15 protein-coding genes and 2 pseudogenes are annotated in these 22029 nt (G+C 70.3%); 10 read left to right on the top strand and 7 right to left on the bottom strand.

Annotated features, from left to right (window positions below):
* Nucleotides 1-3 precede the first annotated feature (3 nt).
* Entirely contained in the window at nucleotides 4-1155 is a 1152-nt protein-coding gene (locus tag OG390_RS05205; RefSeq protein ID WP_406165342.1) for an AMP-binding protein, read from the bottom strand.
* On the opposite strand from OG390_RS05205, the gene OG390_RS05200 reads away from it, so the two are divergent.
* From OG390_RS05200 to OG390_RS05185, 4 genes are all read left to right on the top strand, one after another.
* A complete protein-coding gene (locus OG390_RS05200) occupies nucleotides 1154-1360 on the top strand; it encodes a helix-turn-helix domain-containing protein (RefSeq protein ID WP_406165340.1) in 207 nt (68 codons plus the stop codon). The two genes, OG390_RS05205 and OG390_RS05200, sit on opposite strands and share 2 nt — an antisense overlap.
* A gap of 268 nt (nucleotides 1361-1628) precedes the next feature.
* Nucleotides 1629-2426, top strand: coding sequence for an oxygenase MpaB family protein (locus tag OG390_RS05195; RefSeq protein ID WP_406165338.1), 798 nt, complete (start codon nucleotides 1629-1631; stop codon nucleotides 2424-2426).
* Nucleotides 2427-2491: 65 nt separating this feature from the next.
* Nucleotides 2492-4771 carry a tetratricopeptide repeat protein gene (locus OG390_RS05190; protein ID WP_406165336.1) on the top strand — a complete coding sequence of 760 codons (2280 nt, stop codon included), beginning with the start codon at nucleotides 2492-2494 and terminating at the stop codon, nucleotides 4769-4771.
* A 216-nt stretch (nucleotides 4772-4987) separates the two neighbouring features.
* Entirely contained in the window at nucleotides 4988-6544 is a 1557-nt protein-coding gene (locus OG390_RS05185; RefSeq protein WP_406165335.1) for a phytoene desaturase family protein, read from the top strand.
* A gap of 178 nt (nucleotides 6545-6722) precedes the next feature.
* Here the strand turns inward: OG390_RS05185 and OG390_RS05180 are convergent, their stop codons facing one another.
* Entirely contained in the window at nucleotides 6723-8507 is a 1785-nt protein-coding gene (locus tag OG390_RS05180) for a serine hydrolase (protein ID WP_406165333.1), read from the bottom strand.
* 171 nt (nucleotides 8508-8678) lie between these two features.
* Here OG390_RS05180 and OG390_RS05175 point away from each other — a divergent pair, with 171 nt between their 5' ends.
* Together OG390_RS05175 and OG390_RS05170 are read left to right on the top strand one after the other, a co-directional pair.
* The gene (locus tag OG390_RS05175; RefSeq protein ID WP_406165331.1) at nucleotides 8679-9791 is read left to right on the top strand and encodes an NAD(P)H-dependent flavin oxidoreductase; all 1113 of its coding nucleotides are present in this window, start codon (nucleotides 8679-8681) and stop codon (nucleotides 9789-9791) included.
* Nucleotides 9788-11338: an acyl-CoA synthetase gene (locus tag OG390_RS05170; RefSeq protein ID WP_406165329.1), complete on the top strand. Its 1551-nt coding sequence runs from the start codon at nucleotides 9788-9790 to the stop codon at nucleotides 11336-11338. Before OG390_RS05175 ends, OG390_RS05170 begins: the two co-directional genes overlap by 4 nt.
* Nucleotides 11339-11662: 324 nt before the next feature.
* Here OG390_RS05170 and OG390_RS05165 read toward each other — a convergent pair.
* Nucleotides 11663-12276: pseudogene (locus OG390_RS05165) on the bottom strand (penicillin acylase family protein); the annotation flags it as partial.
* Nucleotides 12277-12541: 265 nt separating this feature from the next.
* Here OG390_RS05165 and OG390_RS05160 point away from each other — a divergent pair.
* Nucleotides 12542-14038 (top strand): acyl-CoA synthetase, encoded by a 1497-nt coding sequence (locus OG390_RS05160; RefSeq protein ID WP_406165327.1) that lies wholly within the window; start codon nucleotides 12542-12544, stop codon nucleotides 14036-14038.
* 99 nt (nucleotides 14039-14137) lie between these two features.
* Here OG390_RS05160 and paaK read toward each other — a convergent pair whose 3' ends face one another.
* On the bottom strand, nucleotides 14138-15451 hold the full coding sequence (gene paaK / locus OG390_RS05155; RefSeq protein ID WP_406165325.1) for a phenylacetate--CoA ligase PaaK: 1314 nt from the start codon (nucleotides 15449-15451) through the stop codon (nucleotides 14138-14140).
* A 150-nt stretch (nucleotides 15452-15601) separates the two neighbouring features.
* Here paaK and OG390_RS05150 point away from each other — a divergent pair, with 150 nt between their 5' ends.
* The gene (locus tag OG390_RS05150) at nucleotides 15602-16189 is read left to right on the top strand and encodes a DinB family protein (RefSeq protein WP_406165323.1); all 588 of its coding nucleotides are present in this window, start codon (nucleotides 15602-15604) and stop codon (nucleotides 16187-16189) included.
* A 570-nt stretch (nucleotides 16190-16759) separates the two neighbouring features.
* Here OG390_RS05150 and OG390_RS05145 read toward each other — a convergent pair.
* The 3 genes from OG390_RS05145 to OG390_RS05135 form a co-directional block, all read right to left on the bottom strand.
* Nucleotides 16760-18109: an enolase C-terminal domain-like protein gene (locus OG390_RS05145; RefSeq protein ID WP_406165322.1), complete on the bottom strand. Its 1350-nt coding sequence runs from the start codon at nucleotides 18107-18109 to the stop codon at nucleotides 16760-16762.
* Nucleotides 18110-18147: 38 nt separating this feature from the next.
* Complete coding sequence (locus OG390_RS05140; protein ID WP_406165320.1) at nucleotides 18148-19485, bottom strand: gluconate:H+ symporter; 1338 nt, start codon at nucleotides 19483-19485, stop codon at nucleotides 18148-18150.
* 208 nt (nucleotides 19486-19693) lie between these two features.
* Nucleotides 19694-20653: a 5-dehydro-4-deoxyglucarate dehydratase gene (locus OG390_RS05135; RefSeq protein WP_406165318.1), complete on the bottom strand. Its 960-nt coding sequence runs from the start codon at nucleotides 20651-20653 to the stop codon at nucleotides 19694-19696.
* 88 nt (nucleotides 20654-20741) lie between these two features.
* On the opposite strand from OG390_RS05135, the pseudogene OG390_RS05130 reads away from it, so the two are divergent.
* Both OG390_RS05130 and OG390_RS05125 read left to right on the top strand, forming a co-directional pair.
* Nucleotides 20742-20912: pseudogene (locus OG390_RS05130) on the top strand (IclR family transcriptional regulator); the annotation flags it as partial.
* A 119-nt stretch (nucleotides 20913-21031) separates the two neighbouring features.
* A complete protein-coding gene (locus OG390_RS05125; protein WP_406165316.1) occupies nucleotides 21032-21985 on the top strand; it encodes an alpha/beta hydrolase in 954 nt (317 codons plus the stop codon).
* The last annotated feature ends 44 nt before the right edge of the window (nucleotides 21986-22029 follow it).

Below are 22029 nucleotides of genomic sequence, written 5' to 3'. Positions count from 1 at the left end.
AGATCATCCCACCGGGTCGGTCAATGTGACAGAGCCCGTCCGGAGCGTCGGCGCGGTGATCTCCCTTTTGAGGATCTTGCCGCTGGGGCCGGTCGGCAGCGTGTCCACGAGCCACACCTGGCGCGGGTACTTGTATGCCGCCACGCGCTCCTTGACGAACTGCTGGAGCTCGGCGGGCGTTGCCTGGGCCTTGGGGCGCAGCACCACCGCGGCAGCGATCTCCTCGCCCAGATGTGCGTCGGCCACGCCCACCACCGCGGCCAGCGCGACGGCCGGGTGTTCGTGGAGCACCTCCTCGATCTCGCGCGGGTAGACGTTGTAGCCGCCGCGAATGATCATGTCCTTCTTGCGGTCGACGATGTAGAGGTAGCCGTCGTCGTCCTGGCGTGCGAGGTCTCCGCTGCGCAGCCAGCCGTCCGGGATGGAGGCCGCCGTCTCCTCGGGGCGGTTCCAGTAACCCTTCATCACGTTCGGCCCGCGGACGGCCAGTTCGCCGATCTCGCCGGGGGCCACGTCCTGGCCCCTGTCGTCGAGGAGTCGCACCTCCACGTCCTTGATCGGGGTGCCGATGGACCCGGCCTTGCGCGGCCGGTCGGGGTGGTTGAAGGTGACGACGGGACTGGTCTCGGACATGCCGAAGCCCTCCAGCACCATGCAGCCGAAGCGGCGCTCGAAGCCGTGCAGGATCTCCACCGGCAGCGAGGCTCCACCGGAGACGCACATCCGCAGGGTGGACACGTCGGCCTGCGACGGGTGCTGGAGCAGCGCCGCGTACATGGTCGGTACGCCTTCGAAGATCGTCGCCCGGTCGCGGGCGATGGCGTCCAGGACGGTCTGCGGGTCGAAGCGGGGGATCAGGGTGAGCGAGGCGCCGGCGCGGACGGTCACGCCTGTCTGCGCATCCTGCGCCGGGCGGGCGCCCGCGTAGGCATCGGCCCGTGCTTCCACTCGCTGCGGGACACCCCACGGGCTCTGCGCTTCGTCCGTCTTGCTCTGGCCGGCCTCCCGGGCACCGGCCCCGGCGTCGCGCGGTTCGACGACGACCCGCTGGCCGTGATCGTCGCCGTGGCCCCGGCCGAGGCGGCGCACCTGGTGGAGGTGGTCCTCCAGCCCCTGCTCGATCTCCCGGCCGCGGAAGTGCCCGCCGGAGACCATGGAGCCCTGGTACGCCGCCGCAGGCTCCGCCACCGACGCGGCGCGCAGCCTGTTCGTCCACCCCAACACCGTCCGCTACCGGCTGCGGCGCGTCGAGGAGCTCACGGCCCGCTCGCTGTCCGATCCACGGGCGGCGGCGGACATCCGCGTCGCGCTCCTGGCGGTACGCCGGGCGAGCGCGTCATTCAGTGACGTCATTCGGTAACTCGACTGCGTACTGCTGCCGCAAACGGCGTGTCGTGATGCTCAGTGCCTCGGGCCGCGCCAGCGTTGGTACACCTTGCGACCTGCGCTGTACCAAAGTGCCGACTATCTCTCTGAATCCGTCCTTCCAGTCGCAGAACCTGGGTGGCATCAGCACAGGTCATGAACGTCCCCTAGTGCCAACTGGCGATCCTGGTCACACTGCTGGTGTGGAGGCCTTTCAGGCGGGTGACCCGGGGCTTTTCGGGCCCTCCTCGGTGACTTGGCAGATGCATGGCGACCCGATGATGTGGGTCGCCGGGATCCGTGCGCTCTATCTCCAGGCCCTGCATCCGCGCACGGTGCGCGGGGTCATACAGAACTCGGACTTCCAGCGTGATGCCTGGGGCCGGTTGATGCGGACCGCGAACTTCGTCGGGACGACGACGTACGGCACCGGCGAAGCCGCCGAGAAGGCGGGCGCGCGGGTGCGGAAGATCCATACGATGCTCGAGGCCACCGACCCGGACACCGGGGAGCGGTACCGGATCGACGAACCCGAGCTGCTGCTGTGGGTGCACTGCGCGGAGATCGACTCCTATCTGCACGTGCTGCGCCGGTCAGGGTTCCGTCTCACGGACGCGCAGGCCGACCGCTACATCGGTGAACATCGCGTCAGCGCCCGGCTGGTGGGCCTTGACCCGGCCGATGCACCGGCGAATCAGGCGGAGTTGGCGGCCTACTTCGAGAAGGTGCTGCCAGAACTGGCGGCGGGGCCCGAGGCGCGCGAGGTGGACGACTTCCTGGTGCGTCCGCCGACCCACCCGTTGCTCGTCCCGGCGCGCGCACTGTTGTGGCGGCGCGTGGCGCATCTGGCGTACGCCTCTCTGCCGCCGTACGCCCACGCGTTGTACGGCAGGGCGGCCCCGCCGACCGCCGCGGTGACGCGGCGCCTGCGTGTCACGGGCACCTTGCTGCGCTGTATTCCCGCACGTCTGCGCTGGCAACTCCCGCCCAAACACATTGTGCGCGCCATGTCACGGCTCGGCCCCGGCTCGCGCCCTGCGCCATACAAAGTCGGCAGATAGGTCGCCATACTGGACGGGCCGGGGGAGGGCGCGGGGCTGAGCAGCGACGGGGGCGATCGCACGAGATGGCGGAGACCAGGCTGATCCAGAGCCGGTACCGACTGCTCGATCTGATCGGGCGTGGCGGCATGGGCGAGGTGTGGCGGGCGCGCGACGAGTCGCTGGGCCGGCAGGTGGCGGTCAAGTGCCTCAAGCCGCTCGGCCCGCACCACGATCAGTCCTTCACACGTGTTCTGCGGGAGAGGTTTCGGCGCGAGGCCCGGGTGGCCGCCGCCCTCCAGCATCGCGGGGTGACCGTCGTCCACGACTTCGGCGAGGCCGACGGCGTGCTGTATCTGGTGATGGAACTGCTGGAAGGCCGGAATCTGAGCCAGCTCCTGGAGGACAACAAACAGCATCCGTTGCCGGTCGCCGACGTCGTCGAGATCGGCGACCAGGTCGCCGCCGCGCTCGCGTACACCCATCAACAGGGCATTGTGCACCGGGACCTGAAGCCCGCGAACATCATGCGACTCGCCGACGGCACGGTGAAGATCTGCGACTTCGGGATCGCCCGGCTCGGCCACGACATCGGCTTCACGGCACGGCTGACCGGCACCGGCATCGCGATGGGCACCCCGCACTACATGTCGCCGGAGCAGATCAGCGGCGCCCATGTCGACCAGCGCAGCGACCTGTACTCCTTCGGATGTGTGCTCTACGAAATCGCCACCGGGGCGCCGCCGTTCGACCTCGATGACGCCTGGGCCGTCCTCGTCGGCCACCGCGACACGCCGCCCGCACCGCCCCGCAGCCACCGGGCCGAACTCCCCGAGTACGTCGAGAAGATCATCCTGGACCTGCTCGCCAAACGGCCCGAACAGCGCCCGCAGGACGCACGTGAACTCGGCCGCCGTATCAGCGCGGGCCGCACCACCCCGGCGTACGTGCCGACCGTCGTGACCCCGGCCCCGCGGCGCCCCGCCGCGGAGCAGGGTCCCTTGGCGCCCTCGGCACAGTCCCGTTCCGAACAGCCGCCGTCCCGCGAACCCCGGCTTCCGTCCTGGACCCGGGGCATGACAACCGGCCACAAGGCGACCGGCGCCGGCCTGCGCACCACGCCGCCGGACGCGGCCGCGGGCCTCACCGGAGAGTGGATCGCCCGCCCTTCCACGGCCCTCGCAAGCGAGTCCGAGCGCATCGAACGGCCCACCCCCTCACCGGAGCTGATCACCACCTTGGCGGGGCGGCACAACGCCGGTCTGAGCCTCGGGCGGCTCGGCCGCTGGACCGAGGCGGGCGAGGTGCACCGCGCGGTCGCCGCCGAACGGGAACACGCCCTCGGGCCCGACCACCCCGACACCCTCGCCAGCCGCTACGAGGTCGGCTTCACGCTCAGCCGCACCGGACGCCCCGCCGAGGCGCTGCGCGAGTACGCCCATGTCGCCCGGGGCAGGGAGCGGGTGCTCGGGGCCGACCATCCCGACACGCTGGCCGCCCGCCAGGAAATGGCGTACGTACTGGGCCAGTTGGGCCGTCACTTCGAGGCGCACCAGACCTATACGTCCGTGCTCGGTGCCCGGGAGCGCGCGATGGGACCCGACCATCCCGACACCCTGCGCTGCCGCCACAACCTCGCTTTCAACCTGAGCAGGCTCGGGCGTCTGGAGGACTCGTACCGGATGGCGAGCGAGGTCGCCGCCGCCCGCGCCCGGGTGCTCGGCCCGGCCCACCCCGACACGCTCGTCACCCGGTACGAAGTCGCCTACGCGCTGGGCCAGTTGGGCCGTTGGCCCGAGGCCCTGCACACCTATCAGGAGGTTGCCGAGGCCCGTGCGCAGGCGCTGGGCCCGGACCACCCGGACACGCTCGCCGCCCGCTACGAGGTCGGCATCAGCCTCGGCCGGCTCGGCCGCAGCGCGCAGGCGCTGGAGCTGTACCGCGACCTGATCGACGACCGCACCCGGGTGCACGGCCCCGCGCACCCCGAAACGCTGCGCGCCCGGCACGGCCTCGGGGTGAACCTCGGCCGCATGGGCCGCTGGGAAGAGGCCCTCGCCGAGTCCCGCGACGTCTGTGCCATCCGTGAGCGGGTCCTCGGCGCCGACCACCCGGACACCCTCGTCAGCCGCCGTGAGGTCGCCGTCGGCCTCGGCTGGCTCGGCCGCTGGGCCGACGCGCTCATCGAGTACCGCCGCGTCGCCACCGCCCGCGAGCGGGTCCTCGGCGCCGATCATCCGGACGCCCTCGCCAGCCGGAACGACGAGGCCCACTGCCTGGAGCAGTTGGGTCGTGGTCAGGAGGCCGTCGAGCTGTATCGGCGGGTGGCGGCGTTACGGCAGCAGCGGGCGGCCGGGGGACATTGAGCGGGGGATGGGGTTTCGCCCGCTTCTCCCCTACCCGTCCCGCATCTGGAGGCTTCGCCCCCAGGCCCCCGTCGGCCCGCACGGCCTCGTCCGCAAACGCCGGACGGGCTGGAATTCGCCGGCCCCGGCCGGTAGGCGCGGCCGCGCCCCGTACGGCCGCCCGCCGCCTGCCGCGCACCCCTGGCCGACGTAGATCATCACGTGCTACGAAGAACCATGCCTGCACACGAGGGATACGACGCCGTGATCGTCGGCGGGGGCCACAACGGACTGGTCGCCGCCGCCTACCTGGCCCGGGCCGGCCGGTCCGTACTGGTGTTGGAGCGACTGGGGACCACCGGGGGCGCTGCAGTGTCCACCCGGCCGTTCGCCGGGGTCAACGCGCGCCTGTCGCGCTACTCGTACCTGGTGAGCCTGCTGCCCCGGAAGATCGTCCGGGATCTGAGCCTCGACTTCCGGGTCCGTGGGCGCACCGTCTCGTCGTACACGCCCGTCGAGCGCGACGGCCGGCCCACCGGACTGCTCGTCGGCGGCGGCGAGCGGCGCACCCGTGAGGCGTTCTCCCGGCTGACCGGCTCGGATCGCGAGTACGAAGCCTGGCAGCGCTTCTACGGGATGACCGGCCGTGTCGCCCAGCGGGTGTTCCCGACGCTCATCGAGCCGCTCCCGACGCGCGACGAGCTGCGCGGCCGCGTCGATGACGAGGAGGCCTGGCGGATGCTCTTCGAGGAGCCGGTCGGCACCGCCGTCGAGGAGTACTTCGCCGACGATCTCGTACGCGGTGTCGTCCTGACGGACGCCCTCATCGGGACCTTCGCCGACGCCCACGACTCCTCGCTGCGGCAGAATCGCTGCTTCCTCTACCACGTGATCGGTGGCGGCACCGGCGCCTGGGACGTGCCGGTCGGCGGCATGGGCGCCCTCACCGACGCGATCGCCGCGGCGGCGCGCAGCGCGGGCGCCGTCATCGCCACCGGCCACGAGGTGCTGCGGATCGAGACGGACGGCGAGGCCGCCGAGGTCACCTACCGGACCGCGGACGGGGAGGGCGTCGTCGCGGCCCGGCACGTCCTCGTCAACGCCTCGCCGCAGGAACTCGCGCACCTCACCGGCGACGAGCCGCCCACCCCCGCCGAGGGTGCGCAGCTCAAGGTGAACATGCTGCTCAAGCGACTGCCGAGGCTGCGCGACGCCTCCGTCGACCCGCGCGAGGCGTTCTCCGGGACCTTCCACATCGCCGAGGGCTACGAACAGTTGGCGCGAGCCCACGCCGAGGCCGCGTCCGGGGAGCTGCCCACCGCGCCGCCCTCCGAGATCTACTGCCACTCGCTCACCGACCCGAGCATCCTGGGCCAGGACCTGGTCGAGCAGGGCTACCAGACCCTCACCCTCTTCGGCCTGCACACACCTGCCCGGCTGTTCGAGAGCGACAATGACGCCGTACGGGAAGAGCTGCTGAAGTCGACCCTGGCGCAGCTGGACGCACATCTGGCCGAACCGCTCGTCGACTGCCTCGCGACCGATGCGGACGGCCGCCCGTGCATCGAGGCAAAGACCCCGCTCGACCTGGAGCGCGACCTGCGGTTGCCCGGCGGCAACATCTTCCACCGCGACCTCGCCTTCCCGTACGCGCAGGAGGGGACGGGCCGCTGGGGCGTCGAGACCCGGCACGCGAACGTGCTGCTGTGCGGGGCGGGCGCGGTACGGGGCGGCGGGGTGAGCGGGGTGCCCGGGCACAACGCGGCGATGGCCGTACTGGAGGACAAGGCCTAGTGTCCTACGCCGGAAGTTCCTGGAAACTAGCGGCCCTCGACCTCGCGGTGCGGCCGCTCGAAGGTGAGGAGGGCGACGTCGCCGCCGACGACCCTGGAATCGGTCGGAGGACGCAGACGCACGTCCGCGAACTCGCCCTCGCGGGAGGGCCGGGCGGCGGCGACCCCCCTTGGAGCCTTCAGTCCCGGGACGCCGCCCAGCCCACCGACTCGATGCGCGCCGCGTCGGCGGGCCGTGCCTCGTCGAAGGCGACCCGGTCCCCGGCCTCGACCCGCAGCCCGTCGACGTACACGCCCCTGCCGACGTACAGCCGATCGGTCGTGTACCGCCAGCGCAGCGCGAGCCGCGGCGCCCGGGGCAGATCCGCGGTGAGCCGGTGCCATTGCCGCCCCGACCAGCCGGTGGCCGTACCGGCCGGGTGTTCCTCCCGGTCCTCGCCCGGCAGCACCGCCGTGAAGGGGACCGGTTGCCAGGTCGTCCCGTCATCGGTCGAGGCCTCCAGGAAGAGGAGGTCCGACTGGGGTTCGGTGTCCCACCACAGAGCGCAGTGCATGCGCGCGGGGCCCGCCGTGGTGTCGAGCGCGGGCAGCGTCAGTGTCGCCGTCGCCGTGCTCGCCATTGAGGAGAACCAGGACGTACGGCCGCGCGCGGGGCGCACCGGTACGGCCCGCGCCAGGTTGTTCGCGGCGGCGACCCGGGGAGCGGAGCCGGATCGCCAACCGCGCACCGGATGGACGGAGTTGCCGAGGACGATCAGGAATGAGTCGGTCGTCGGGTCGAGGACGAGCGAGGTGCCGGTGAAGCCGGTGTGGCCCGCGGTGCGCGGCGTGGCCATCGCGCCCATGTACCAGTGCTGGTAGAGCTCGAAGCCGAGGCCGTGCTCGTCGCCGGGGAAGGCGGTGTTGAAGTCGGTGAACATCAGGTCCACCGTCTCCGGCTTCAGGATGCGCGCCTTGCCGTACGCGCCGCCGTTCAGCAGCGTACGGCCGAGGACCGCGAGGTCCCACGCGCAGGAGAAGACGCCCGCGTGGCCCGCCACCCCGCCCAGGGAGTACGCGTTCTCGTCGTGCACCTCGCCCCACACGAGTCCGCGGTTCAGCCCCGACCAGGGCAGCCGGGCGTCCTCGGTGGCGGCGATCTTCGGCTTCCAGGAGGCGGGCGGGTTGTAGCGGGTGCGGTGCATGCCGAGCGGCGCGGTGATCTCGTCGTGGAGGAGTGTGTCGAGGCTGCGGCCGGTGATCTTCTCCAGGACCAGCTGGAGCGAGATCAGATTCAGGTCCGAGTAGAGGTACTTGGTGCCCGGCGGGTTGAGCGGTGCCTCGTCCCAGATGAGCTGGAGCTTTCCCTCCCGGGTCGGCGCGGTGTAGAGCGGGATCCAGGCGCGGAACCCCGAGGTGTGGGTGAGGAGTTGACGGATCGTGATGTCCTGTTTGCCGCCGCCGGCGAACTCCGGGAGATACGAGGCGACCGAGGCCTCCAGCTCCAGGGCGCCGCGCTCCATCTGCTGCACGGCGAGGATCGAGGTGAACAGCTTCGAGACGGAGGCGAGATCGTAGACGGTGTCCTCGGCGGCCGCGATCTGCTGGTCGGCCGGGAACTCGATGCCGGTGTCCGTCTTCTCGTCGTACGCCGAGTAGCGCACCGCCATGCCGATCGGCTGATGAAGGGCCACGGTACCGCCGCGTCCGGCGAGGAGCACGGCGCCCGCGTACCAGGGGTGCTTGGGGGAGGGACCGAGGAACGCCTCGGCGTCGGCGACCAGTTGGCGCAGGTGCTCCGGCAGCAGGCCCGCTCGCTCGGGCGTACCGTGGCGCAGCGTCGGGCGGCCGGCCGCGTCCGACGCCGCCGCCGGGCCTGCCGGGAAAGGCGCGATGGCCAGGGCTCCGCCCACGGCCAGTACCCTTCGGCCCCATTGACGACGGGTCAGCCCGCCGTCCGCTCTGTCCTTCGCACCTTCGGTCATCGAGGAGCCTCCCGCCGCGCCGCCTGAAAGTATCTTTCCCGGTTCGCCTTGCGGAGTGAAACTTTCCTGTCAGGTGCGGGTGTGTCAAGACTCTCTCGGTGGCTTGAAGCAATCTGACGGAGCATCAGAAAATCCCTTCCCTCGTCCGGAGGACTGCGGCATCCTGCGGCCATGCAGACGGAGCTGAGCAAGAAACTGGGAGTCGAGCACGCCATCTTCGGCTTCACGCCGTTTCCCGCTGTCGCCGCGGCCATCAGCCGCGCGGGCGGATTCGGTGTCCTCGGCGCGGTCCGCTACACCGCACCCGACGACCTCAAGCGCGACCTCGACTGGATCGAGGCGAACGTCGACGGCAGGCCCTACGGGCTGGACGTCGTGATGCCCGCCAAGAAGGTCGAAGGCGTCACGGAAGCCGATGTCGAGGCGATGATCCCGGAGGGACACCGGCAGTACGTCAAGGACACCCTCGCGAAATACGGCGTGCCCGAACTCGCCGAGGGAGAGGCGTCCGGATGGCGGATCACGGGATGGATGGAGCAGGTCGCCCGGACGCAGCTCGACGTGGCCTTCGACTATCCGATCAAACTGCTCGCCAACGCGCTGGGCTCACCGCCCGTCGACGTGGTGGAGCGCGCCCACGACAACCGCGTACTGGTCGCCGCGCTCGCGGGCAGTGCCCGGCATGCGCGCAAGCATGCCGAGGCCGGCATCGACATCGTCGTCGCCCAGGGCTACGAGGCGGGCGGGCACACCGGGGAGATCGCCTCGATGGTGCTCACCCCCGAAGTCGTGGACGCCGTCGACCCGTTGCCCGTACTGGCGGCAGGAGGCATCGGCAGCGGACAGCAGGTGGCCGCCGCGCTCAGTCTCGGCGCCCAAGGTGTGTGGCTGGGCTCCCTATGGCTGACCGTCACCGAGGCCGAGATGCACTCACGTGCCGTGACCCGGAAGCTGCTCGCCGCGGGGTCCGGCGATACCGTCCGCTCCCGCGCCCTGACCGGCAAGCCCGCGCGCCAACTGCGCACCGAGTGGACCGACGCGTGGGACGACCCGAACGGACCCGGCACGCTCCCCATGCCGCTCCAGGGCCTGCTCGTGGCCGAGGCGCTCTCGCGCATCCAGAAGTACGAGGCGGAGCCACTGCTCGGTACTCCCGTCGGACAGATCGTCGGCCGGATGAACAGCGAACGCAGTGTCCAGTCCGTCTTCGACGATCTGACGCGGGGCTTCGAGCGGGCCGTCGATCGCATCATCCGCATCGCGGGAAGGAGCGCCCAGTCGTGAGCACACCGCCGAACGGTTTTTGGGCCCAGGCCGCCGCCGAGCCCGGGCGCGTCGCTCTCATCACACCCGGAGGAGAGGAGTGGACTGCGGGGCGGCTGCACTCCGCGGCCAACCAGCTCGTCCACGGGCTGCGCGCCGCGGGCCTTGAACGAGGCGACGCCTTCGCCGTCGTCCTGCCCAATGGCGTCGAGTTCCTCGTCGCCTACCTCGCCGCCTCGCAGGCGGGCCTCTACCTCGTCCCCGTCAACCACCACCTCGTCGGCCCCGAAATCGCCTGGATCGTCTCCGACTCGGGTGCGAAGGTCCTCATCGCCCACGAGCGGTTCGCGGACGCCGCCCGGCACGCCGCCGACGAGGCGAAGCTCCCGGCCACGCATCGCTACGCGGTCGGATCGGTCGAGGGCTTCCAGCGGTACGCCGAACTCCTCGACGGGCAGCCCGAGTCCGCGCCCGCCGACCGGACCCTCGGCTGGGTCATGAACTACACCTCGGGCACCACGGGACGCCCCCGCGGCATCCGGCGCCCGCTGCCCGGCAAACTCCCCGAGGAGTCGTACCTCGGCGGCTTCCTGGGCATCTTCGGCATCAAGCCCTACGACGACAATGTGCACCTGGTCTGCTCGCCGCTCTACCACACCGCCGTGCTGCAATTCGCGGGCGCGTCCCTGCACATCGGCCATCGTCTGGTGCTGATGGACAAGTGGACGCCCGAGGAGATGCTTCGTGTCATCGACGCCCACAAGTGCACGCACACCCATATGGTCCCAACCCAGTTCCACCGTCTGCTGGCTCTTCCCGACGAGGTGAAGGCACGCTACGACGTGTCGTCCATGCGGCATGCCATCCACGGCGCCGCCCCGTGCCCGGACCATGTGAAACGAGCCATGATCGAGTGGTGGGGCCACAGCGTGGAGGAGTACTACGCGGCAAGCGAGGGCGGCGGCGCCTTCGCGACCGCCGGGGACTGGCTGAAGAAGCCGGGCACGGTCGGCAAGGCGTGGCCCATCAGCGAACTCGCCGTCTTCGACGACGACGGCAACCGGCTGCCGCCGGGTGAACTCGGCACCGTCTACATGAAGATGAGCACCGGCGGATTCTCGTACCACAAGGACGAGGCCAAGACGAAGAAGAACCGCATCGGCGACTTCTTCACCGTCGGAGACCTCGGCCACCTCGACGAGGACGGCTATCTCTTCCTCCGTGACCGCAAGATCGACATGATCATCTCGGGCGGGGTCAACATCTACCCGGCCGAGATCGAGGCCGCGCTGCTCACCCACCCCGCCGTCGCCGACGCCGCCGCCTTCGGTATCCCGCACGACGACTGGGGCGAGGAGGTCAAGGCCGTCGTCGAGCCCGCCCCCGGCCATGAACCGGGCCCGGCCCTCGCCGCCGCCATCCTGGACCACTGCGAGCGACGGCTCGCCGGGTACAAGCGCCCCAGGAGCGTCGACTTCATCGAGGCCATGCCGCGCGATCCGAACGGGAAGCTGTACAAGCGGCGGCTGCGGGATCCGTACTGGGAGGGCCGCACACGGGTGGTGTGACACCGGCCCACTTCTGTGGCGCAGGTCATTCATGCCCTGTCACATTGAGACGCACTCGCCCGTCCTGATGCCGAAACGCCCCCGGGAGCCTCCGGGCGCGACAAGTTCCCCCTCTCCGACACAGAACACGCCACACTGCTGACCCGCTTTCCGGACGCCGCGCAGGGCGGCGACCTCGCCGGCCTGACCGACCTCCAGAGCGAGAACGTGGTCGCCTGCAACGACGGTGGCGGCAAGGACAGGGCGGCGCTGCGCCCGATCGAGGGGCGCGAGCGCGTGATCACGTTCACGGCTGGACTGGTCGCCCGCTATCCGTTCGGCGAGGCTCGCGTCGTGGAGGTCGACGGTGACGGTCCGCTTGGTCATCCGCTCCGGCTGGCCGTCCACCACATACGACGTCGGATCGGCCGGATCGAGCGTCAGCTGATGGAGGTTGAGCGTGACGCCCGTCGCGACGGTGTGGCTCCACGCCACGTGCGCGCTGTGCCCGATGGATATCGTCGCCGAGCCGAGCAGCGCACCGCCCGCCACGTTCAGCTCACCGGGGATGGTCAGCTGCATCTGCCAGAAGCGGCGGCCGCCCTGCGAAGTACAGGTCGCTGGAGAGGTTCTCGGCCGCCGAGGACAACGAGCCGTCGGGTGCCGCGTCGGGCCTGAAGAAGCGGGACCGCTCGCCGCGCACGGTCACGAAACCGTCGGAGAGGGTGCACGCCTGGTCGGCGGCCTGCGCCCAGCCGGTGCCGAAGCCGAGGTTCGCGTAGTCCTTCGCGACGATGTGCGGAATGCCGTACTCGGTGTAGCGGATCACGGCCGACAGGCCGCCGTGCGAAGGATGTTCCTGATGGCCTTGTTGCTGGGCCGCGGCGGCGGGCAGCGAAGCCGTGGCGGTGAGGCAGGACCACGGCCGTGACGACGAATCGTCTCGGGCGGGTGCGCATCGTGCCTCCCAACGTCATTGGGGGAAGGGGTGGTTGAGCGTACCAACGGGTATGTACGGTGGCGGGGTTGCCGTCACGATCTTCCTGCGTCGGTTCCGACCTTTCGTGTTCAGCTCGAGGTCGTCCCGGCGTCCTCCTTGACGTCGTCTCCATGTCGTCCCGGTGTCTTCCTCGATGTCGTCCCCACCCCGTCCCGGCGTCCTCCGTGACCTCGTTGCTGCGTCCTGCTTGACCTCCCCGCGCCGCGGACCGAGGATCATGTGTCATGACGCCTGGACACGGCAGCACGGTTGACGGGGTGCTGCGGCGCAGCGCCCGGCGCACCCCGGCGCGCGTCGCGGTCGACTACCGCGAGAGCTCGTGGACCTACGCGGAACTCGACGAGGCTGTCTCCCGTGCCGCGAGCGTGCTCCTGGACCAGGGGCTCGCCCCCGGCGACCGGGTCGGCGCCTACGGCCACAACTCGGACGCCTACCTGATCGGCTTCCTCGCCTGCGCCCGCGCGGGACTGGTGCACGTGCCCGTCAACCAGAACCTGACCGGCGACGACCTCGCGTACATCGTCGACCAGTCCGGGAGCGCGTTGGTTCTGACCGACCCCGACCTGGCCGGTCAACTCCCGGACGACGTACATACGTTGCCGCTGCGCGACGCCGACGACTCGCTGCTCGCCCGGTTGGACACGGCCCCTCCGTACGACGGCGCCGAGCCGCGCGGCGACACGCTGGTGCAGTTGCTCTACACGTCGGGCACGACCGCCCTGCCCAAGGGCGCGATGATGACGCACCGCGCCCTGGTGCACGAGTACCTGAGCGCGATCACCGCCCTCGACCTGAGCGCGGGAGACCGGCCCGTGCACTCGCTGCCGCTCTACCACTCGGCACAGATGCACGTGTTCCTGCTCCCGTATCTCGCGGTCGGCGCGTCGAACGTCATCCTCGACTCGCCCGACGCCGACCAGCTCTTCGACCTGATCGAGGCCGACCGCGCCGACAGCCTCTTCGCCCCGCCCACCGTGTGGATCGGCCTGTCGAACCGTCCCGACTTCGCGACCCGCGACCTGAGCGGGCTGCGCAAGGCGTACTACGGCGCGTCGATCATGCCGGTGCCCGTCCTGGAGCGGCTCCGCGAAAGACTGCCGAAGCTGGCCTTCTACAACTGCTTCGGCCAGAGCGAGATCGGCCCCCTGGCCACGGTCCTCGGACCCGACGAGCACAAGGGGCGGATGGACTCCTGCGGCCGCCCGGTCCTCTTCGTGGACGCTCGAGTGGTCGACGAGAACGGCAAGGACGTGCCGGACGGCACACCCGGTGAAGTCGTCTACCGCTCACCGCAATTGTGCGAGGGCTACTGGGACAAGCCCGAGGAGACGGCCGAGGCCTTCCGCGACGGCTGGTTCCACTCCGGGGACCTCGCCGTGCGGGACGCCGACGGGTACTTCACCGTCGTCGACCGGGTGAAGGACGTCATCAACTCCGGTGGCGTACTGGTCGCTTCACGCCAGGTCGAGGACGCCCTCTACACACACGACCAGGTCGCCGAAGCGGCCGTGATCGGCCTCCCCGACGAGCGCTGGATCGAGGCCGTCACCGCCGTCGTCGTCCCCCGCGGCGAGGTCACCGAGGACGAACTCATCGCCCACGCCCGCGAGAAGCTCGCCCACTTCAAGGCGCCCAAGCGGGTCCTGTTCGTGGACGAACTGCCGCGCAACGCGAGCGGGAAGATCCTGAAGCGGGAGCTGCGGGACCGGTTCCAGGGGTAGCGGACTTCTGGCCGCGCTGGGCGGACCGGCAAGTCGCTGGACACCACTTCGGGACCGACCCCCAAGGGGGTCCCGAGTGGACGCACCCTTCATGCAGAGCTAGGCCAGGCCCTGGCGCCGGAGGTCGACGATCCGTTTGATCTTCCCCACCGACCGTTCCAGCGACTCCGGTTCGACGATCTCGACCGTGACCGAGACGCCGATGCCGTCCTTCACGGCCGCCGTGATGGCCTGTGCGGCCGCCGCTCGGAGCTCGGGAGTGGCGCCGGACCGCGCTTCGGCCCGCACGGTGAGTGCGTCGAGGCGGCCCTCACGGGTCAGACGCAGTTGGAAGTGCGGAGCGATTCCCGGTGTGCGCAGCACGATCTCCTCGATCTGCGTCGGGAAGAGATTGACGCCCCGCAGGATCACCATGTCGTCGCTGCGGCCGGCGATCTTCTCCATCCGGCGGAAGACGCGTGCCGTGCCGGGCAGCAGCCGCGTCAGGTCCCGTGTCCGGTATCGGATGACGGGCATCGCCTCCTTGGTGAGCGAGGTGAACACCAGCTCGCCCTCCTCGCCGTCCGGCAGGACCTCGCCGGTGATCGGGTCGACGACCTCCGGATAGAAGTGGTCCTCCCAGATGTGCAGCCCGTCCTTCGTCTCCACGCACTCCTGGGCGACACCCGGGCCGATCACCTCGGACAGGCCGTAGATGTCCACCGCGTCGATCGCGAACCGCCCCTCGATCTCCCGCCGCATCTCCTCGGTCCACGGCTCGGCCCCGAATATCCCCACGCGCAGGGAAGTGCCGCGCGGGTCGACGCGCTGCCGCTCGAACTCGTCGAGCAGCGTCAGCATGTACGAGGGGGTCACCATGATGATCTGGGGCTTCAGATCCTGGATCAGCTGAACCTGACGCGCCGTCATGCCCCCGGAGGCGGGGATCACCGTACAGCCGAGTCGTTCGGCGCCGTAGTGCGCGCCGAGTCCGCCGGTGAACAACCCGTAGCCGTACGCCACATGGACCTTGTCACCCGGGTGCCCGCCCGCCGCGCGAATCGAGCGGGCCACCATGTCGGCCCACATGGAAAGGTCGTTCTCCGTGTAGCCGACGACCGTGGGGCGGCCGGTCGTACCACTCGACGCGTGGATGCGCCGGATCCGGTCCTGGGGTACGGCGAACATTCCGTACGGGTAGTTCTCGCGCAGGTCGGCCTTGGCCGTGAACGGGAATCGCGCCAGGTCGGCGAGCGCACGGCAGTCGTCCGGGCGCACCCCCGCCTTGTCGAACGACTCCCGGTAGAACGGCACGTTCTCGTACGCATGCCGCAGCGACGCCCGCAGCCGCTTCAGCTGGAGCGCCCGCAGTCCGTCCGCGTCGAGCCGCTCTCCGGCGTCGAGCAGGCCCTTCGGGTCTGTGGATTCCGCCATAGGGACTTCTCCCTCACCAACCGCACCATTACGGGCGACCGATCATTCGGTCGAGATGTTCGGGATCAGTAATTCAGGTGTCATGGCTCAGTGCAAGGGGTCGGTGGCAAACTCGGTGGACAGAGATCGCGTGAGCGACAGACTGGCCCGATGACCGGATCAGATCCCAAGGCGGACCTCCACCTCTACCTGCAGGATGCGCGCGATGCCCTGCTGTGGAAGCTGGAGGGGCTGACCGAATACGACCTTCGCCGCCCCATGACCCCGACCGGCACCAATCTGCTGGGGCTGGTCAAGCACGCGGCCGGTGCCGAGGCGATGTACTTCGGCGCGACCTACGGGCGGCCGTTCGGAGGGCCGCCGCTCTGGATCACGGGCGATGCCGAGCCGAACTCGGACCTGTGGGCGACGGCCGACGAGACGAGTGAGGAGATCGTCGCGCTGTATCGCCGGGCGTGCGCCCACTCGGACATGACGATCGACTCGCTGCCGCTCGACGCGGTCGGGCGCGTGGCGTGGGGGGAGCGGATGGAGGTGACGCTCCACCGGAGCCTCGTCCATATGATCGCCGAGACCGATCGGCACGCGGGGCACGCCGACATCGTCCGGGAACTCATCGACGGCGTTGCGGGACTGCGGAAGGGCGGCGACAACATGGCGTCCGGGGACTCGGCGTGGTGGGAGAACCATCGCGACCGGCTGGAGCGGCTGGCCGAGGAAGCCGGGCGACGCGGGTAGCTCGGGAGGCCTGCGACCGGTTCCTGGCCCCGAGGCACTTTCCAGGGCTGGGCCGGGCCGTTGCGCTGCCACTTCGTGCAGTCCCACGTCCTGCACGCCTGCCTGCGCCGGCGCACCGCCGACGCCCGCCATCGCGACATCGTGGCCGCCGAGCGCAAGGAACGGGCCCGCATCCGAAGAGAGAGGGGGCGTCCGCTGAGGCGGACGCCCCCCAAACCGCAGCCTGACCGCACAGTCCTACAAACGCGTGGCTCAGCCCCGACGCCGCCGCCCGGCAACCAGTCCGCTCAGAGACGCTGTCACGACCGCTCCGAACAGCAACCAGCCCCACGGCAGCGCATTGGCTGACCGGTTGGAGAACATCCTGTACCCGAAGGTCCCAAGGCTTCCGCCCAGGAAGAAGGCCGCACCGCCGCGCAGCGCAAACCACCATCTGGGCCGATCCGTCTCTGACGTCATAACGGGCATTGTCCGCGTGCGTCGGCAGGCCGCGAGCACCGGGGAGCCGATCGCCGCGCCAAGGGGGAGCCGATCGCCGTGCCAACCCCGCGGACCTGTGCGGTCACAGTACTAGCGCACCAGGCCGGGGCGCTTGGCGTCGAACTCCCAGCCCGGGATGAGGTACCGCATCCCGAGCGCGTCGTCCCGGGCTCCCAGCGCCTTCTCGCGGTAGAGCTCGTGCGCCGCGAGGAGGCGGTCCATGTCGAGCTGGATTCCCAGGCCGGGGGCGTCGGGGACAGCGATCTCGCCGTCGACGATGCGCGGCGGGGCAGTGGTGAGCCGCTCCAGGCCCTCCTGCCAGATCCAGTGCGTGTCCAGGGCGTTGTACTCGCCCGGGGCTGCCGCTCCGCAGTGCGTGACCATGGCGAGCGAGATGTCGAAGTGGTTGTTCGAGTGGCAGCCCCAGGTCAGGCCCATCGCGTTGCAGAGCTGGGCCACGCGCACCGAGCCCTGCATCGTCCAGAAGTGCGGGTCGGCCAACGGGATGGAGACCGACTGCAGGGCCAGGGCGTGGGTCAGCTGCCGCCAGTCGGTGGCGATCATGTTGGTCGCGGTCGGCAGTCCCGTGGCGCGCCGGAACTCGGCCAGGATCTCGCGCCCGGAGTAGCCGCCCTCGGCTCCGCAGGGGTCCTCCGCGTAGGCGAGCGTGCCGACCAGGGGTGTACACAGCTCGATGGCCTCGCGCAGCGACCAGGCGCCGTTGGGGTCGAGGGTGATCCGGGCCTCGGGGAAGCGGCCCTTGAGCGCGCGGACGGCCTTCACTTCCTCGGCGCCCTGCAGGACACCGCCCTTGAGCTTGAAGTCCCGGAAGCCGTAGAGGTCGTAGGCCGTCTCGGCCTGCCGGACGATTGCCTCGGGCGACAGGGCCTCCTCGTGCCGGATGCGGTACCAGTCCACGTCCGCGTCGGGTTCACGGACGTACTCGAGGTCGGTGCGGTCGGGGTCGCCGACGTAGAAGAGGTAGCCCAACACCCTTACGGAGGAGCGCTGTTGACCGTCGCCGAGGAGCGCCGCGACCGGCACGTCGAGGTGCTGCCCCAGCAGGTCAAGGAGCGCCGACTCGACGGAGGTGACCGCGTGGACGGTGGTCCGCAGGTCGAAGGTCTGCGCACCGCGTCCACCGGCGTCACGGTCGGCGAAGCGGTCCCCGATCTCGCGCAGGACGCGCTTGTAGTCGCCCACCTTCGCGCCGACGACGAGGGGCTCGGCGTCCCGCAGTGTCCGGGTGATCTTCTCCCCGCCGGGGACCTCGCCGAGACCGGTACGGCCCTCGGAGTCCTTGAGGACGACGATGTTGCGGGTGAAGTAGGGACCGTGCGCGCCCGAGAGGTTCAGCTCCATGCAGTCCCGGCCGGCGACGGGAAAGACGGAGAAGTCGGTGACGGTCGGCTGCTTGTTCATGCTCGTGTTCATGCTCATCGAAGTCCTTGTGTACAGGGGTGACGCGGGCGCGGTGATCAGAGGCTGAGGATGTCGAGGGCCCACTCGACGGCCAGGACGCCGCCCAGGCCGAGGATCGCGAGCACCGTCGTATAGCTGGTGCGGACCTTGATCGCGTCGATGACCGAGAGGTTGAAGTACTCCTTGAACAGCCAGAATCCGGGATCGTTGACGTGCGAGAAGGCGATGGAGCCGCAGGAGACGGCGAGCACCATCATCTCGGGATGGACCCCGCTGCCCGCCAGCAGCGGCAGCACCACGCCGGAGGCCGTGACGACGGCGACGGTCGCCGAGCCGAGCGCGATGCGGAGGATGACCGCGATGAGCCAGGCCAGGATGATCGGCGAGATGGACCAACTGTCCGTGGCGTTCTTGATGTATTCGGATACCCCGCCTTCGACGAGGATGTTCTTGAAGGCGCCTCCGGCGCCGATCACCAGGAGGATCATCGCCATCGCCTGGGCCGCCGAGGTGCACGAGGCGCTGACGTCGTCGAGGCTCCGGCCGATCCGCGGTCCGAACGCCCAGATCGCCAGGAGCAGGGTCAGCAGCAGGGCGATCGGTGCCGAGCCGATGAAGGCGACGAAGTGCAGGAACGGGTTCTCGGCGGAGGTGGCCAGATCGGTCACCGCGGCCCCGGCGATCAGGACGACGGGGAAGAGGGCCACGCCCAGCGACCAGCCCAGGCCGGGCATCTCCTGGTCCGTGAACTCGCGCTCGCTGACCAGCCCCTTGGGGATGGCCGGGTTCATCGCTTTGATGAACGGCAGGCGCGGCCACACGAGCGCGATGAGCGCACCGACCGGTACGGCGATGAACAGGCCGTAGAACAGGGTCAGTCCGATGGACGCGTGGAAGGCCGAGGCCACGGCGGTGGGGCCGGGGTGCGGCGGCAGGAAGCTGTGCATGGTGGACAGAGCGATCGACATCGGCAGCCCGACCCAGAGCAGCCTCGCCCCGGTGACGCGCACCAGGGTGAACGCGATGGGCACGATGATGATGAAGGCGACCTCGTAGAACATGGTGACGCCGATGAGCATGGACGTGACCACCATGGCCACCTGGACCCAGCGGGGGCCGAAGGCGTCCAGGAGCTTCCCGGCTATGCGCTGCGCGGCGCCGGAGTCGCCCATGACACGGCCGACCATGGCACCGAGCCCGATGGTGAGCATCGTGTCGCCGACCTGGCCGCCGATGCCCTCCGAGAGGACGTCCGGGATCTTCTCCAGCGGAATCCCGCGAACGACGCCGACGCCGACCGCCACGAGGAGGAGGGCGGCGAAGCCGTTCAGTCTCAGCTTGGTCATGAGGAGCAGCAGAATCAGAACGCTGATCCCGACTACGAGGAGAGGCACGGCCGTTCCCCTTTGAACTGTGGAGCGGGCAGTCGGAGCACACGTGAGGGGCGGCCCGGGTCCCGTCCGGGCCGCGTGGGGTCACCCGCGAGGTGGTCGCGGGTGGTGAGGTGGGGGCGTACAGCTTTCGTCAGGCGCGGTGTCGTAGGGCCGTCGTCGTGCGCGGTGCTGTGCGGCCCTCGCCTGGCGCGGTGTCGTACGGCCTTTGTCAGCCGAGGCGTCGTACGGCGCCGACCAGGTTCAAGCCGGCGTCGAGGACCTTCTCCAGGTCGGCGAGGTCGGCCGGGCCCGGGTCGGTGAGCGGAGCGCGTACCGGACCGACGGGCAGGCCGCGCAGCCGGGCGGCGGCCTTGACCAGCGAGACGGCGTAGCCCGGCACCCGGTCGCGCAGCTCGACCAGCGGGACGTAGAAGTCGCGCAGGAGCTTGGTCACGGTCGCTTCGTCGCCCTTGTGCAGCGCGGCGAAGAAGGCGTCGGCGATCTCGGGCGCGAAGGCGTGGACGGCCGACGAGTAGGCGGGGACGCCGACGGTGGCGTACGCGCGGGCCTGGATCTCGGCGGTGGCGGCGCCGTTGAAGAAGAGGAAACCGTCGGGGGCGACGAGCGTGAGGCGCTGGAGCCGGTCGAGGTCGCTGTGCCCGTCCTTGAGGCCGACGACCGTGGAGATCTCCGCGATCCGGCGCAGGCCCTCGGGGGTGAAGGCGACGGGGCCGCGCTGGTAGGCGATGAGCGGCAGCCGGGTGCCGGCGGCGACCCGGCGCAGCTGTTCGACCAGGCCGTCCTGCGGGGCCTCGACCAGATAGTGGGGCAGCACCAACGCGGCGTCCGCGCCCGCCTCCTCGGCGATCCGGGCGAACCGCACCGCCTGCGCCCAGCCGTAGCCGATACCGGCGACCACGGGCAGCCGCCCGCCTGCGATCTCGACCGTGGCCTCGACGACCGCGCGGTACTCGTCCTCGTCCAGCGCGCTGAACTCGCCGGTGCCACAGGCGGGGAACACCGCTCCCGGCGCGGTGGCCAACTGGGCGGTCAGGTAGGCCCGGTAGGACTCCAGGTCGAGTGCGCCGTCCTCCCGGAAGCTCGTGAGTGGGAAGGACAGCACCCCATCCGCCATGCCGTCCCGCAGCCGCTGGACCACGCCCTCGACCTCCGCGCTGAACCTTGTCATCAATCTCATCCCTATATGCAGATGACGTCTATGTATGAGAATGGAGGCTAGGTTCGTGAACCCTGCGAGGTCAAGCGCACCCCCGCGAGGTCTCGCCCTGCGCTACGACAGCCCGGCCACCGACGCCATCAGCTGCTCGGTGCCGGTGAACCGGCTCACCGGGGACCACGAGGGCCGCATCGTCTCTGTCATGCGGGAGATCCAGACCAAGATCGAAACACTCCTGCCGCCTGCCGCGGGCGCTCCTGACTGGCGCTGAATTCGGGGGCGCCGGGCCGCAGCGCCAGAGAATTGCGCCGACAGGGGCCGTTCCTGCGCGGTGATTGCTAACCTGGGCACCCGCCCGGAGGCCCCGGGCCGAGGCTTTCGGGGGGATCGATGAAGCCTCGTCTGGTGTTCGTGCACGGCATCGGCGGACCGCGGGATCCGGCCGCCGAACTCGACGCGTGGCTACGCGCGTTGGCGGAAGGCGCCCGTGCCGCGGGCCATGCGCGCCGAGTCCTGGATCTGATCCAGGGGTGGGCGGCCGACGCGCGATTCGCCTACTACGGCAACCTGTTCGACACAGCACAAGGACAGGGCAGCGCGTCCGAGGGGGAGGATACGGACGACCTTGTCGGCGTATTGCTCCGGGAAGCCGTCGAAGTGCGGCTCGCCGAGCCCGCCACGGACGACGAGGTCCCACTGCTGCGCCGCGCCCACGCCCAGCTGATGCCTGAGGGCGACCCACAGGGCGCCGGCTCCGTCGCCCGGCACGTACTCACCGCCTCCAACACCTTGCTGTCCCTGCCCGGGCTGCGCACTTTCGGCGGCTGGGCCAGCGCGGGACTGATGGTGGGCCAGCTGCGCCAGGTGACCCGCTACCTGCGCCGCGGCGAGAAGGACGAGGAAGGGCTGTCCCTCGACACCCGGATTCGCCGCCGCGTCGAAGAGACCCTCGGTCCGTCCGGCCCCACCATCGTCGTCGCCCACTCCCTGGGCACGGTCGTCTCGCTGGAGGCACTGCACGCGCACCAGGGATGCGTTCCACTCCTGGTCACTCTCGGCTCGCCCATGGGGATGAGCACGGCCGTACGTCCGCGTATGCGCCCCCAGCCCTTACAGGTGCCCGGTTCGGTGGAGAGATGGCTCAACTTCTGGGACCGGGACGACTTCATCGTCGGACGGCCGCGACTGGAGAAGGTCGTAGGGCCCAACAGTCTCTCCGTACTGCCCTTTACCAGACGCGTGGACTCGGACGGTGCCTGGGTGCATCCTGCCGCCAAGTACCTCGCGCAGCCCGCCGTCGCGGGTCCGGTCGTCGAGGCGATCGAGGCGGCCACGCGCCCATGACAGCACCGACTCTCCGCCGCCACGTCCTCGTCGTCGCACCGCAA

It is taken from the genome of Streptomyces sp. NBC_00996 (assembly GCF_045162675.1).
Taxonomy (GTDB): Bacteria; Actinomycetota; Actinomycetes; order Streptomycetales; family Streptomycetaceae; genus Streptomyces.
The sequence above is the reverse complement of the archived record's forward strand: the minus strand, read 5'-3'. Positions and strand labels throughout refer to the sequence as shown.

Bases quoted from the DNA above. Each gene is read 5' to 3' on its own strand.
- OG390_RS05185 (WP_406165335.1), top strand. From the start codon at position 4,988: ATGCCTGCACACGAGGGATACGACGCCGTGATCGTCGGCGGGGGCCAC.
- OG390_RS05195 (WP_406165338.1), top strand. From the start codon at position 1,629: ATGCATGGCGACCCGATGATGTGGGTCGCCGGGATCCGTGCGCTCTAT.
- OG390_RS05205 (WP_406165342.1), bottom strand. From the start codon at position 1,155: ATGGTCTCCGGCGGGCACTTCCGCGGCCGGGAGATCGAGCAGGGGCTG.
- OG390_RS05200 (WP_406165340.1), top strand. From the start codon at position 1,154: ATGGAGCCCTGGTACGCCGCCGCAGGCTCCGCCACCGACGCGGCGCGC.
- OG390_RS05125 (WP_406165316.1), top strand. From the start codon at position 21,032: ATGAAGCCTCGTCTGGTGTTCGTGCACGGCATCGGCGGACCGCGGGAT.
- OG390_RS05175 (WP_406165331.1), top strand. From the start codon at position 8,679: ATGCAGACGGAGCTGAGCAAGAAACTGGGAGTCGAGCACGCCATCTTC.
- OG390_RS05135 (WP_406165318.1), bottom strand. From the start codon at position 20,653: ATGACAAGGTTCAGCGCGGAGGTCGAGGGCGTGGTCCAGCGGCTGCGG.
- OG390_RS05190 (WP_406165336.1), top strand. From the start codon at position 2,492: ATGGCGGAGACCAGGCTGATCCAGAGCCGGTACCGACTGCTCGATCTG.
- paaK (WP_406165325.1), bottom strand. From the start codon at position 15,451: ATGGCGGAATCCACAGACCCGAAGGGCCTGCTCGACGCCGGAGAGCGG.
- OG390_RS05145 (WP_406165322.1), bottom strand. From the start codon at position 18,109: ATGAGCATGAACACGAGCATGAACAAGCAGCCGACCGTCACCGACTTC.
- OG390_RS05150 (WP_406165323.1), top strand. From the start codon at position 15,602: ATGACCGGATCAGATCCCAAGGCGGACCTCCACCTCTACCTGCAGGAT.
- OG390_RS05160 (WP_406165327.1), top strand. From the start codon at position 12,542: ATGACGCCTGGACACGGCAGCACGGTTGACGGGGTGCTGCGGCGCAGC.
- OG390_RS05180 (WP_406165333.1), bottom strand. From the start codon at position 8,507: ATGACCGAAGGTGCGAAGGACAGAGCGGACGGCGGGCTGACCCGTCGT.